The organism is Enterococcus sp. DIV1420a, from assembly GCF_051712165.1.
In the GTDB taxonomy this organism is placed as follows: Bacteria; Bacillota; Bacilli; order Lactobacillales; family Enterococcaceae; genus Enterococcus; species Enterococcus faecalis.
This window is the reverse complement of sequence record NZ_JBIOOI010000001.1, coordinates 1,612,304-1,625,633: the sequence shown is the minus strand read 5'-3', so window position 1 is coordinate 1,625,633 and position 13,330 is coordinate 1,612,304. Positions and strand designations below refer to the sequence as shown.

Annotated in this window: 11 protein-coding genes and 1 other annotated feature (1 of these 12 only partly in view); of the genes, 5 read left to right on the top strand and 6 right to left on the bottom strand. The window is 37.9% G+C overall.

The features are described 5' to 3' along the window. Positions 1 to 201: a binding site (T-box leader), on the bottom strand; it reaches 32 nt to the left of the window's first position. A 50-nt stretch (positions 202 to 251) separates the two neighbouring features. Beyond that, positions 252 to 2,465 (bottom strand): autolysin, encoded by a 2,214-nt coding sequence (locus IGI80_RS08170; RefSeq protein ID WP_002388928.1) that lies wholly within the window; start codon positions 2,463 to 2,465, stop codon positions 252 to 254. A 315-nt stretch (positions 2,466 to 2,780) separates the two neighbouring features. Between IGI80_RS08170 and IGI80_RS08165 the strand changes: the two genes are divergently transcribed. The 5 genes from IGI80_RS08165 to IGI80_RS08145 all read left to right on the top strand — a co-directional run bounded on the left by IGI80_RS08165 (position 2,781) and on the right by IGI80_RS08145 (position 6,834). Beyond that, positions 2,781 to 3,440, top strand: a complete 660-nt coding sequence (locus IGI80_RS08165; protein WP_002381265.1) for a DUF1700 domain-containing protein — start codon at positions 2,781 to 2,783, stop codon at positions 3,438 to 3,440. After that, positions 3,440 to 4,465 carry a DUF4097 family beta strand repeat-containing protein gene (locus IGI80_RS08160; RefSeq protein WP_438723208.1) on the top strand — a complete coding sequence of 342 codons (1,026 nt, stop codon included), beginning with the start codon at positions 3,440 to 3,442 and terminating at the stop codon, positions 4,463 to 4,465. The genes IGI80_RS08165 and IGI80_RS08160 overlap by 1 nt, the downstream gene beginning before the upstream one ends. A gap of 171 nt (positions 4,466 to 4,636) precedes the next feature. Continuing rightward, complete coding sequence (locus IGI80_RS08155) at positions 4,637 to 5,287, top strand: phosphatase PAP2 family protein (protein ID WP_002355669.1); 651 nt, start codon at positions 4,637 to 4,639, stop codon at positions 5,285 to 5,287. Between the two features lie 15 nt (positions 5,288 to 5,302). Next, a complete protein-coding gene (locus IGI80_RS08150; protein WP_002355668.1) occupies positions 5,303 to 6,271 on the top strand; it encodes a TIGR01212 family radical SAM protein in 969 nt (322 codons plus the stop codon). After that, positions 6,271 to 6,834: a class I SAM-dependent methyltransferase gene (locus tag IGI80_RS08145; protein ID WP_002355667.1), complete on the top strand. Its 564-nt coding sequence runs from the start codon at positions 6,271 to 6,273 to the stop codon at positions 6,832 to 6,834. The genes IGI80_RS08150 and IGI80_RS08145 overlap by 1 nt, the downstream gene beginning before the upstream one ends. 57 nt (positions 6,835 to 6,891) lie before the next feature. On the opposite strand, the gene IGI80_RS08140 is transcribed toward IGI80_RS08145, so the two are convergent. The 5 genes from IGI80_RS08140 to erfC all read right to left on the bottom strand — a co-directional run bounded on the left by IGI80_RS08140 (position 6,892) and on the right by erfC (position 13,282). Continuing rightward, positions 6,892 to 7,560 carry an ABC transporter ATP-binding protein gene (locus IGI80_RS08140; protein WP_002363221.1) on the bottom strand — a complete coding sequence of 223 codons (669 nt, stop codon included), beginning with the start codon at positions 7,558 to 7,560 and terminating at the stop codon, positions 6,892 to 6,894. A 4-nt stretch (positions 7,561 to 7,564) separates the two neighbouring features. Then, positions 7,565 to 8,644 carry an ABC transporter permease gene (locus IGI80_RS08135; RefSeq protein WP_002355665.1) on the bottom strand — a complete coding sequence of 360 codons (1,080 nt, stop codon included), beginning with the start codon at positions 8,642 to 8,644 and terminating at the stop codon, positions 7,565 to 7,567. Between the two features lie 138 nt (positions 8,645 to 8,782). Then, positions 8,783 to 9,388 (bottom strand): TetR/AcrR family transcriptional regulator, encoded by a 606-nt coding sequence (locus tag IGI80_RS08130; protein WP_002355664.1) that lies wholly within the window; start codon positions 9,386 to 9,388, stop codon positions 8,783 to 8,785. A 409-nt stretch (positions 9,389 to 9,797) separates the two neighbouring features. Then, a complete protein-coding gene (gene erfD, locus IGI80_RS08125) occupies positions 9,798 to 11,567 on the bottom strand; it encodes a multidrug ABC transporter ATP-binding protein/permease ErfD (RefSeq protein WP_002358756.1) in 1,770 nt (589 codons plus the stop codon). Further along, positions 11,567 to 13,282: a multidrug ABC transporter ATP-binding protein/permease ErfC gene (erfC, locus tag IGI80_RS08120; RefSeq protein ID WP_002355662.1), complete on the bottom strand. Its 1,716-nt coding sequence runs from the start codon at positions 13,280 to 13,282 to the stop codon at positions 11,567 to 11,569. The genes erfD and erfC overlap by 1 nt, the downstream gene beginning before the upstream one ends. Positions 13,283 to 13,330: the final 48 nt, after the last annotated feature.

Genomic DNA, 13,330 nt, shown 5'->3' with positions numbered 1-13,330 from the left:
TACCACCTAAATTCGTCAAAGAAACGGTCAGTCACCGTCACCTTAACCTCAAACGTCTTAACGATCGTCACCGACTTTTTCTACTTGGTTTGTTCAAAAAAGTAACTTAAAGGCGAGTTCAAAAGCTTCTGTACGTATTTCCACCAGCCATACGCTCTCTATCACATGGTTCTTTCTACTATTCCTTCTCATTGTTTTTTTCTATTATAAGACTCATGTTACCAAAGATAGCTATTTTTTTCAATCTTAAATTAACCAACTTTTAAAGTTTGACCAATATAAATTGTATCCCCGCTTAAGCCATTTAATTGTTTGATTTTTTGGATGCTGATTCCGTATTGCATTGATAAGCCCCAAAGTGAATCACCGCTTTTAACTGTATGGCGTTTGCCTGATGCACTATTTGTTGAAGAAGCATTGCCACCTGCAGAAGCGCCTTTTTTCACGATGATTGTTTGACCAGCAAAAATTAAATCGCCTTTGATCCCGTTCCATGAACGTAGATTAGCAACACTCACGCCAAACTGTGCAGAAATTTTATTCAGCGTATCACCTGATTTAATCGTGTAGGATGTTGTCGCACCGCCACCATTATTCGTAGGCTTGTTCGTATTCGTTGAACCTGAGTTGGCGCCTTTTTTCACGATAATCTTTTGACCAGCAAAAATCAAACTACCGCTGATGTTATTCCAGGCTTGTAAGTTAGCCACACTAACACCGAATTGTGCAGAAATTTTGTTCAAGGTATCGCCTGATTTAATCGTGTAGTACGTATTCGTTCCTGATTGATTATTGTTAGAACTACCGTTGCTTGAGCCACCGGTGTTACCTGAAGTACCTTTTTTCACAATAATTTTTTGACCAGCGAAGATTAAATCGCCAGAAATGCCATTCCATGAGCGTAAATTAGCAACACTCACGCCATATTGGGCGGCAATTTTGTTCAAGGTATCGCCTGATTTAATTGTGTAGTACGTATTCGTTCCTGATTGATTATTGTTAGAGCCACCGTTGTTTGAGCCACCAGTGTTACCTGAAGCACCTTTTTTCACGATGAGTTTTTGACCAACGAAAATTAAATCGCCAGAGATGCCATTCCATGAGCGTAAATTAGCAACGCTCACGCCATATTGGGCGGCAATTTTATTCAAGGTATCCCCTGATTTTACAGTATAGTACGTGTTCGTTCCTGATTGATTATTGTTAGAACCACCGCTGCCTGAGCCACCAGTGTTACCTGAAGCACCTTTTTTCACGATAAGTTTTTGACCAACGAAAATTAAATCGCCAGAGATGCCGTTCCATGAGCGTAAATTAGCAACGCTCACACCATATTGCGCGGCAATTTTATTCAAGGTATCTCCTGATTTTACAGTATAGTACGTGTTCGTTCCTGATTGATTGTTCGAGCCGCCTGTTCCTGGATTAACTATTCCGCCCCCAGTATTTCCACCAGAAGATGGTGTATCATATTGAGTTAAGTTATATGCGGTAATGACATTATTTAATTTAGCATTGTAGCTAGGATCTGTCGCATAACGACCTGTTAACCAAGCAGTTGCATCGCGGTACGAGCTTGTATTGCTTTTCCAAGCCCCAGCATAATAGTAAACGCCCGCTTGGAAAGAAGTTGTTTTTAGCACGTGCGCATTATCTTGGAATGATTCCATGTAAGAAGGATATTTACGGAAAGGTTCTTTTTTCACTAACCATTTGCCGTTTAAATATTCCCATGTATCCATATAGACAGATTGTCCATTGTAGCTGCCTTTAATCCCAAATAAGTTATAGTTTGGTGCCTTAGATAGCGTACTTGCTCCCCAACCACTTTCAACGATTGCTTGAGCCATCATCACTGATGCATATAAATCATTGGCTTGCGCAATAGGTTGTGCACAACGAGCTAACTCGGCAATAAATTCTGAAGGACTTTGCGTCGGTGATAACGCTGAAAAAGTTTGCGCAGAAGCTACTCTAGCTTCGGGTACTTTTACTTCATCATCTGGTGTAACCGCAGGCGCTGCTTCGGACTCGGTTGTTGAAGGAGCTACTGGCGCGATTTCTGCTACTGAAGAATCAGTCGTTCCTGATTCCACAGGTGTAGTTGAATCAACTGTTGGTTGCTCGGTACTTGGTGTTGTTGGTGTTTCTTTTGATGATTCAGTTGTCGATTCAGTCGTTGTTGACGAATCCGTTGTCGGTTGTTCCGTAGTTCCTGGCGTAGTTTCTGTTGTTGGTGTCTCTACTAAGCCAGTTTCCGTAGTAGGTGCTTGGGCAACTTCCGCATTTGTTGGCTGCTCTTCTGTTGCCTCAGCAGTCACTGGTAGTAACGCAACGGGCGTTCCTACAGATGAAACAATTAACGCCGAGCTGAATAAAGTAGTGCTCTTCTTCCATTGTACTGGCGTTTTCTTTCTTTGTTGTGCTTTCCTTCTTTCGATACGTGACATTGATTCTTTCTTCATTGATACGTCCCCAACTTTCCTTTTTTAACTTATATGTAAATGTAATTTTTTAGTTTTGTTATTATAACAAGTATACCTTTTTTTCTGGCGAATTAAAAACACTTCAACAAAATTTCATATTACTGTAACTAGATTGTAAAGAAGTAATGTTTTTTAACACGGATATACTCTCTTGTTACTACTCGGAAAAAACTGCGACTTTAGTTGTAGATGCTTCTTTACCTTAGTCTGATTTTTTTAATTCCTCTTGTTATTCGCCCAAAAAGAAATTATAGTTTAAGATGAGAAATGAATCGTGTAGAAAGAGGGAGCGGAATGAATAAAGAACATTTTATTATTGAGCTGAAAATTTATTTAAAAGCATTAAATCCAAAAGATCAAGCTATTATTCTTGCGAAATACAAGGCGTTATTTGATGCTCGTGTTGCGGAAGGCGAAACAGAAGAACAAGTGGCAAAATCATTGGGGAAACCACGGGTTATCGCAGAAGAAATTTTAAAAGAACAAGGCATTGAATTGACGGAACGAAAAATTGAAAATAATGGCTGGCAAGAAATTCCAGCGGCTACACCTGCTTATGATCATCCCTATGAAGAAGAATCTGAATTTTACTATGATAATGATTCTCCATACTATCAACGACCACAGCATCGGCCGCTAACCCGATTTTTCCAAGTGCTTGGTATTTTCTGTTTAAATTTTTTCTTCATGTTTTGGGTTATTTTAGGGATTGCCTTAATGTACGTCGGTTGTGGCATTGCCGGAGCTGCAACTTTATTTTCACCAATTTATGGTATTTATAGTGTTATTACCCAGGCAAATGCCGCTTCCTTTTTCCAATTATCTATGAGTCTCTTTTTATTTGGTGCATCAATCATTGGTTGGTTACTGTTTCTACCAATTTTAAAATTTTCAGCACATGTCTTTAAGCGTTATTTCCAATGGAACATTGCTGTTTTACGAGGTGATATCTAATGAAAAAAACAACAGGGATTCTCTTATCCATTGCTGTCTTAGCGATGCTAATTGGTGGATCTGGCGCCGTCTATTATTACAAGCAAGCGGAAAAATCAGTCACACCGCTAAAAGAAAGTTATACACTAAAAAATAAACAAGCAGGCGAAGAACTTCACTTATCCTTAAAAGGCAAAGGACCTTATACCATTTATAAAACTGATAGTAACAAAATGGGGTTACGATCACCGAATAATGCCTTTTATTCAAAAGCTGAAGGCACCTTAGATGTCAAAGAAGAAAAAAATAAAATAACAGCAACCATCAATACCACTCGTACACAAAACCAACCCGAATTGTCATTCTTTAATATTGGTATTTTTAGTGACTTCACACCGAACGTGAATGTCCAGATTCCTAATAATGTGAAAAAGTTAGTAATTGATGGCTCAACCCATTCACCAGTTTCATTGAATGCTTTTAACGTAGACGAATTAACAACTAATCTACCAAATTCTTATGTTAGTCTATCGGGTGTTAAAGCCAAAAAAATGACGCTTAACTCTTCAGATGGTATCTACCTTTCAGCGGATACTTCCGCTAAAAAAGCAACAGTTGAAACCACTGACGGCGATATAACGTTGGATTCAGCCTATTTCGATGAAATCAAAAATACTACTATTTCTGGTGATATTCGAGTGCAAAATGCTCGCGGAAACATCCAAGCAACAACGACAGATGGCGATATTAGCGTCTATGATTTCAAAGGAGAAGCTAACTTTTCAAGTGAAAATGGTGATTTTTCTTTAGACATGCCTGCTGTGCCTAAAAAATTAACTGTCGCTCTTGTCCATGGAGATATTTATGTAAATTCTGGAGAAATTTTGCGTAACATTTCAATCAAAGGTGAATCAAAATTAGGTGATGTTCAACTTTTAAACAAAGAGCGAACATCTTATAAGAATGGTCGTGCGGATACAGAGTTTAACCTTTCTAGCGAATTCGGCGATATTACCGTTGATACTCCTGATGATGATAATCAATAAACATGTGCCAGTTAAAACATCTGTTCTGGTACCACAATGAGAGATTGTGGTGCCAGAACTTTTTTAATATCTGTATCCCCTCCAAATCAGGCAATGAAATTATCTTTTAATTTTTTACCCTTTTGATGGTATAATACGGATTGTTGCGATTAATTTTTGAAAGGATTTTTTATGAAAAACAAACTTTATTATCAATTTGCAGGTAGTTGTTTTCTTTTAGTATTTATGTTTTTAGGCTATGTTGTTCGTTTTTATCCAACCTGGCTCAAAGGCTTTGATCAAACGATTACTTCTTTTGTTCGTCGTCCTTTTCCACAGCTAAATAACTTTTTTATTTGGTACACCAAATTTGCCAATTCATTGACGATTATCATCTTAGCAATCGTTGTCATTGCTCTGTTTATTGTTTGGAAATATTATGCTGAAGCATTATGGCTCTTTATTAATACTGCCTTAATTGCTGGCGTAGGTAATTCTTTATTAAAATTATTCTTTATGCGCCAACGTCCTACTTTGGAGCATTTAGTAACTGAACATACGTATAGTTTTCCTAGCGGACATGCTGTAGGAAGTACCTTGTTCTACGGCACTATTTTATTGATTCTGCCAATTTTCATTAAAAATAAAACGGTCCGCCTTTGTGTGCAAATTTTACTAGGTATTGGGATTTTCATGATTGGGGTTAGTCGAATCTATTTAGGTGTCCATTTCCCTAGCGATATCTTAGGTGGTTTTTGTCTTGGTTTAGCTTGGTTGTTATTAAGTTACCCTATTTATTTAGAAAAACGCTTTGTTTGGCGATTTCAAAGCAAACAACGCTAGAAAGAAGTCTTGATTATGCAAATTTTTCCTTATTCAGATGATCCAAATAAACGCTATCACACTTGGAACTATGCACTTCGTCAACAGTTTGGTGAAAAGATTTTTAAAGTGCCAATTGATGGTGGCTTTGATTGCCCCAATCGTGATGGGACGGTTGCCAAAGGTGGTTGTACGTTCTGTAGTGTTTCTGGCTCAGGCGACATGATTGTTGCACCTAGCGATCCCCTGCCGCTTCAATTTCAAAAAGAAATCCAATTGATGCATCAAAAATGGCCAACTGTCGATCAATACATTGTTTACTTCCAAAATTTCACCAATACACATGCGCCTGTTGACGTTATTCGTCATCGGTTTGAACAAGTAGTCAATGAAAAAGGTGTCGTTGGTTTATCCATTGGTACCCGTCCTGATTGTTTGCCTGATGAGGTAGTGAACTATTTAGCCGAATTAAATGAACGCTTTTATTTATGGGTAGAGTTGGGTTTGCAAACCACGTTTGAGGAAACTAGCGCTGCCATTAATCGCGCTCATGATTATCAAACATATCTAGATGGTGTGGCTAAATTACGGAAACACGGGATTCGGGTCTGTACACATTTAATTAACGGGCTACCTGGGGAAACACCTGCCATGATGCGCGAAAATGTGCGGCGAACTATTCAGGATTCAGATATCCAAGGGATTAAACTGCACTTACTTCATTTAATGACAAATACCAAAATGATGCGGGATTATAATGAAGGACGCTTACAATTGATGAGCAAAGAAGCCTATGTTTCAGTGATTTGTGATCAGTTAGAAATGATTCCACCCGAAATTGTTATTCATCGCTTGACAGGCGATGCTCCCTTTGAAACAATTATCGGACCGATGTGGAGTTTGAAAAAATGGGAAGTCCTCAATGCGATTGATGCGGAAATGAAACGCCGCAACAGTTATCAAGGAAAATATACTGTCATTTCAGGAAAGGAAGTTTTCAATTAATGCTACAAACAGCCCTACATTTTAGTCACCAACTTTTAAAAGAAGTGGTGGAACCTGGCGACTTCGTCATTGATGCAACAATGGGAAATGGTCATGATACAGCATTCTTAGCAGAGCTGGTTGGCCCTTCTGGTGAAGTTTTCGCCTTTGATATCCAAAAAGAAGCGTTGATCAATACAGAACAAAAGTTAACAGAACTTAATTTACTCCCACAAACTACGTTATTTCCATTAGGACATGAACATCTTCATGCTGTCCTAGATGAAGAAACAGAAATCACTGCCGCTATTTTTAACTTAGGCTATTTACCTAAAAGTAATAAGGAAATTATTACAAAACCCGCTACGACTAAACAGGCGTTAGATGGGTTACTGCCTCATTTGGTAAAAGGAAGTCGCATTATTTTAGTCGTTTATTATGGCCACGAAGGTGGTTCAGAGGAACTTGATTTGGTCACTAATTACACGCAAGCCTTACCACAAGATGTTTACAGTGTCTTACGTTATGAGTTTATCAATCAAAAAAATCAGCCACCTGTTCTTTTCTGTATTGAAAAGAAATAAGAGAACATGGTCGGATTGTCTCCAGCAATCCGATCATGTTCTCTTTTATTTGTTTTGTTACTCTGTCAATTCACCATCACGAATACGAACCACTCGATCACAGTATTTCAACAAACGCTCATCATGTGTCACCATGATAATCCCTTTATCTTTCTCTTTGGCCTCTTTCGCTAGTAATTGGACAACATCAAACGCCTTTTCTGTATCTAAACTAGCCGTTGGTTCATCTGCCAAAATTACGTCTGGCTCATGATACAATGCACACGCAATGGCTACCCGTTGTCTTTCCCCACCAGAGAGATCACGAGGATAACTATTTCGTAATTCTTTTAAACCCAACGTCTCTAACAATTGCTCTTTTAATTCACTATTTTTACGTGACTTATCAACTTTTTCAATTAAGTGAAATTGATCTTCCACTGTTAAAAATGGAACCAAATTAGAGCTTTGTAAAATAAAGCCGATTTTTTGAAAACGTTGCGCCAAACGTTGCTTCTTCGTTAACTTATTTAGTGATTGCCCGCCAACAATGACTTCACCACTTGTCGGTGCCTGTAAACCAGCTGCAATCGTTAAAAAGGTACTTTTACCAGAACCAGAAGGACCAATTACTGCGACAAATTCACCTGGTTGAACCGCAAAAGATAATTCTTTTAACGCGATCACTTCTGTATGTTTTTCACCATATTTTTTATAAATATTTTTCATTTCTAAAACATTTGCCATGTCTCTAACCTCCAATCGCGATTAACGGATCAATTTTAGCAATCGTTCGAATTGAAAATGCCCCGCCAATTAATGCAGATAAAATCAATAGTACACTAAACAAAATCATGCGTGGTCCATTAGTTGCATAAGGCATCGCTTCTGGTAAAAAGAGCACGGTAATTCCCGTTAAAGCAAGACCAATCGCCACTCCTAGAACAGCCAATAAAGCGGTTTGTAGCATGACTGCCTTTGCTAAGAAACTAGTCGGCACCCCTTGAACTTTTAAGACACCGAACATTGCTGTTTTCTGTAAAGTCATCACAAAGATAAAAATACCGATAATGAACGCTGCAATCACAATCAAGAAATAAATCATGCCATCCAAGGTCAAGTTTTGAGCGCTGTATCCTGGCAGTTTTTCAATAAAATCTGAAATTGAAAGAACTTGGCTGTCTTTATTAGTCGTTTTAACTTCCGCGTTGTCCTTGCTGCGAACAATGAAACCATTAACCATTTTGGCCATTGCTGGATTGTCACCATATTTAATTGACCGCCAAGTATCCAGAGAAGTGTAAATAACCGGCACAATGTTATAGCTACTTTTAGAAATAAAGCCGACAATTTCTAATTGCTCATCATATTTCCCTGCAGTTAATTTGTCGCCAATTTTAAATCCTTGATTTTTCAATGTTTCTGAAGCAATCACTTGATTTTTATCAGTAAATGCGTTTCCTTCAATCACTTTTGGCATTAAAAAACTTTCTTTTTCAATCCCAAATAAGCTAACATTCGTTAATTCAGCCTTTTTGTCATCTGCTGGGCGGATGGCTAACGACTGTTGACCAATCGGTGCAATTTTGCCTCCTGAAATCGTTTCTTTCACGTTTTCATCTAACACTGATACATTTAAATTACTATTGGCCTCTTTTGATAAAACCACTTGATTCGCTTGCCATTGATCTACGGCTAAACGATTTCCTTGAGCTAAACCGTTCGCTAAACCTGACAAAATAAAAATTAACCAAGCAATCAAGACCATTACTAAAACTACAAGGACGTACCGTCCTTTTGAATACTTCATTTCATTAAATCCTAAAAACATGAATGGTTCACCTCTTTCTTCTTTTCGAAATAAACTATATCACTTATCGATCGATAAATCAATAATTATTTATCGATCGATAAGTGAATTTTACAAAAAAATAGAGAAGTCTGTTTTCCAACAGGGCTTCTCTATTTTTTATTTGTGACTTTTCAGAACGCCATGTAGCATAAATTGAATGAATTTTTTGACATCGTCATCCACTGTTTTTCGCTGGTACGTTTTTTCAATACTTAATAATGCACTAACGTTATATAAAATAAACCGAGTTGCATCATCTACACTGATGCCCTCTTGTAAGCAATTGGTTTCAGGTTCACTTTCAAAAATAGCCGCAATATTATTGATATAGGTTTTTTTGAAAATTTGATACAGCGTACGATTGTAATCAGGGCCCATTTCTTGAAACATGTCGTTCAACATTAAGAAAAGATTGGTCGGATGTTCATCTAACAAAACTTTGATTAATTGATAAAGTTTTTCTTCTACTGATGCATTTCCAGAAACAATTGGGACTAATTCTTCCTGAACACGGGACGTTAATTCTTCAATCACAGCTAAATACAGTTCTTTTTTATTTTTAAAATGGTGATAGAGATTCGGTTGGGTAATGTTCGCTTTTAAAGCAATTTCACGAGTGGAGGTATTTTTGAACCCCTTTGTCATGAATAATTCAGAAGCGACAGACAAAATAATTTGCCGTGTACGTTCTAAATCAGCTTTGCGTTTATTTGGCTTTTCCATGGTTTTCTCGCCCCCTGCTGCTTTTTATTTTAGCATATTCTCCGGCAAGAAACGAGAGACCTTTATACAAAAAACGAAAAATATACAATCAATGTGCCTACTATTTGGAGAAGAACCGCGCAATAATACCACCGCTGCAGATGTGTCAGCCAGCCTTTTTCGCCCCCAAAATAAATCAACCACTGCAGTCCATATAAAAAACTATTAGCCAACAGCCAAAAAAGCAGCGCCGATTTTGTCCATCAATTCTCTCTGAATACACTCAGTACAAATAAAGGATTTAGCAACAAAAACGTGCGCCGTAATTGCCGTACATTCCTCATTTTTTCCATTGACATTTCTCCTTTTTCTATTTAGCATAGCAAAAAAAGAAGCAAATGAGAATGACTCATTTTGCTTCTTTTTCGACTTATTCAAAAACAAATTGATTTTTATAAAGTTCCGCATAGAATCCATCTTGTTCAACTAGTTCATGGTGGTTGCCTTCTTCAATGACTTCACCGTCTCGTAAAACAATAATCCGATCCGCATTTAGAATCGTTTTCAAACGATGGGCAATCACAAAACTGGTGCGCCCTTTAATTGCTTCGTCCATCGCTTTTTGGATTTTAGCTTCTGTTACTGTATCAACATTACTTGTTGCTTCATCCAAAATTAATAATTCTGGATTGGTAATAATCGTTCGTGCAATACTTACTAATTGCTTTTGCCCCGTACTGAAAAGGTTATTCTCTTCCGTAATCTCAGTATCGTAGCCTTGCTCAAGATTTACAATAAATTCATGGATATTCGCTTGTTTCGCTGCTTGAACAATTTCTTCATCCGTGGCCTCTGGCTTACCAAAAGCAATATTCTCACGAATTGTTCCTGAAAATAGAACGGACTCTTGCAAAACAATGCCTACATGTGAACGCAAGCTATCTAAATCCATTTCACGAATATCCACACCATCAAACGTCACGGCGCCTTCATTCACATCATAAAAGCGATTCATTAAATTCATAATCGTTGTTTTTCCTGAGCCTGTCGGTCCGACTAAAGCGACCATTTCACCTTTATCCACATGAATAGAAACATCTTTCAACACAGGTGTTTCTGGATTATAGCCAAAAACAACATGATTTAAAGCCACAGCTTTGTTAATCTCTTCTAATTTTTCGCCATTTTCGGGACGAATTTCATCTGGTTCATCAAACATCTCATTTAAACGACGAGCGCCTGTAACAGCTAATTGAATCATGCTATAACCTGAAGAAATTTGCATCAATGGTTGATAATATTGTTGGGAATATTGGACAAACATAACGACTAAACCTAGCGCAGCGGCACGATCAACAGAACCATTGATTGCTAACCAACCACCAAAGAAAATAACAATTGCCGTATTGACTAATGACATTCCTTGCATCATTGGGAAAAGTAATCCTGAATACACTTGACCTTTATACGTAGCTGCACGAACTTTTTCATTTTGCTCTAAAAAGCCGTCAATGGTTTCTTCTTGTAAGCCATTAGTGATAATCACACGTTGCCCACTAATTTTTTCATCCATATAGCCATTTAATTTACCCACTTCATCTTGCTGTAAATCGACATATTTGCGCGCCTTGCTAATCACAAAGACCGCAATTAAAATCGCAATCGGCGTAGAAGCAATTGTGGCCCATGCCAGTTCCACATTTTGACGGAACATCATGATTAAGACACCAACCAATAAGGCAATATTGGTTAATACTTGTAGCAACGCTTGGTTTAAACTGTTTTGGATGTTGTCTAAGTCACTAGTAAAACGACTTAAAATTTCACCATCTTGATGAGAATCAAAGAAACGAATCGTCAATTTTTCTAATTTGTTAAACAAACCAATCCGCATGCGGTTTGTCGATTTCCCCACGACTTGTGTAAAGAGAATACTGTAAATGAAACTAGCGGCACTAGTTAAGACATAAAAAATGAGCAGTTTCCAAATGACAGAAACGAACGCACTTTTATCGTCTTTTCCTTGCATCACATTAACCGCATATTTCGCTAATTCCTGAATAGCTTCCCCAACGAATTGCGGCGCTTTGACTTGTAAATAAGTCGCTGCGAAAATTGCTAAGAAAATAAAGAGGAAAGAAACTTTGTAACGTTTTAAATAATGATAGAAAAATTTACTAGCTTTTATTAAATCAGTCATTAAGCTTCCTCCTTTCCTTTTTGAGTTTCATAAATTTCTTGATACACGGGGTTCGTAGCTGCTAATTCTTCATGCGTGCCTTCCCCGACTAAACGTCCATTATCCAATACTAAAATACGATCTGCATGGACAACAGAAGAAATTTTTTGGGCAATAACGATCGTGGTAGTCTCTTTTAACTCTTTATCCAACGCTTCTCGGACTAACCGCTCCGAACGAGCATCCAACGCGCTGGTGCTATCATCTAAAATCAAAATTTTAGGCTCACCAATCACACCTCTAGTAATTGATAACCGTTGTTTTTGTCCACCAGAAAAGTTATTACTTCGTTCTTCGACGGGTGCATCATAACCTTCTGCCAATTTTTCAATAAATTCCTTGGCTTGGGCGATGCCTGAAGCCCGTTCCATGTCCGCTTCAGAAGCGTCACGTTTACCATGGCGTAGATTTTGCGCAATCGTTCCAGAGAACAGGATTGCTTTTTGCAACACAAAGGAAACTGTTTTTCGTAAACTGTGTTCGTTCACTTCTCGTAAATCGACACCACCAACTTCAATCTTTCCTTCTGTCGGATCAAACAAACGTGGAATTAATTGTGCCAACGTAGATTTACCAGCACCAGTTGCGCCCACAATCCCAATCATTTCACCTGGCTGAATAGAGAAAGAGATGTCTTTCAAGGTATCTTCTTCATCCCCAGGATAACGGAAAGATACGTGGTCAAACTCAACACTACCAATTAACTCTTGTTCTGGGACTTTTTTGTAGGTAACATCTGGTTCTGTTTCCATCACTTCTTTAATCCGCTTAATGGAAACAGCGGCACGAGAAGTCATCATCATCATCATTCCGCCGATAATAATCGCCATCATGATTTGCATTAAATAGTTCATAAAGGAAGCGACACCACCGATTAAAGTTGGATCGTCCTTGACTAAGTTACTCACAAAGAAAATTGAGCCTACAACAGCTAAGTTCGCCACCAACATAAACGCTGGAATCATCACAGCAAATAAGCTACCTACGATTAAGTTATGGGTGGTTAATTCTTCACTCACTTTTGTAAAACGTGACAATTGATTTTTTTCTTGAACAAATGATTTGACGACACGAATGCCTAACAAATTTTCTTTTGCAATACCATTAATCTTATCAATCAAGTTTTGAATAATCATGAAATGCTTGCCCATTTGCGAAAAGGACAGCATAGAAATCAAAATAACTGCGATGACAAGTGCAACAATCACCCACCATAGTTGTGGCAAGGTTAGCATCGCTAAAATAAAACTCCCGATAAATAAAAAAGGAATTCTAAAAAGTGTCTGCAACGCAATCATAATGACATTTTGAATTTGAGTAACGTCATTTGTTAAACGAACAACTAAGTTACCTGCTGAAAATTTTTCGATATTGCCAAATGAAAAGGTTTGGATTTTGCGGAAAGTTGCTTCACGAATGTCAGCACTGACACCTTGGGCAACTTTGGCAGAAAAAATTGTATTAATAACCCCTGCAACGAGTCCTAATCCTGCAATGGCAATTAATTGAATCCCTAAGTTTTTCATTTTGTCGCTATCGTCATTCATAATTGCTTCCAACACTTGTTGTAACAATTTTGGTTGCCAAAGTGCTGAGACAACCATTACGATCACCGCCAACAAGGCAATAACTACCGAGCCTTTGTATTTTTTGGCGTGTTGAATAATAAGGTCCATCTTATCCCTACTTTCTTAAAATAGTTCCCTGCTTCTTCAGTGTTGGTC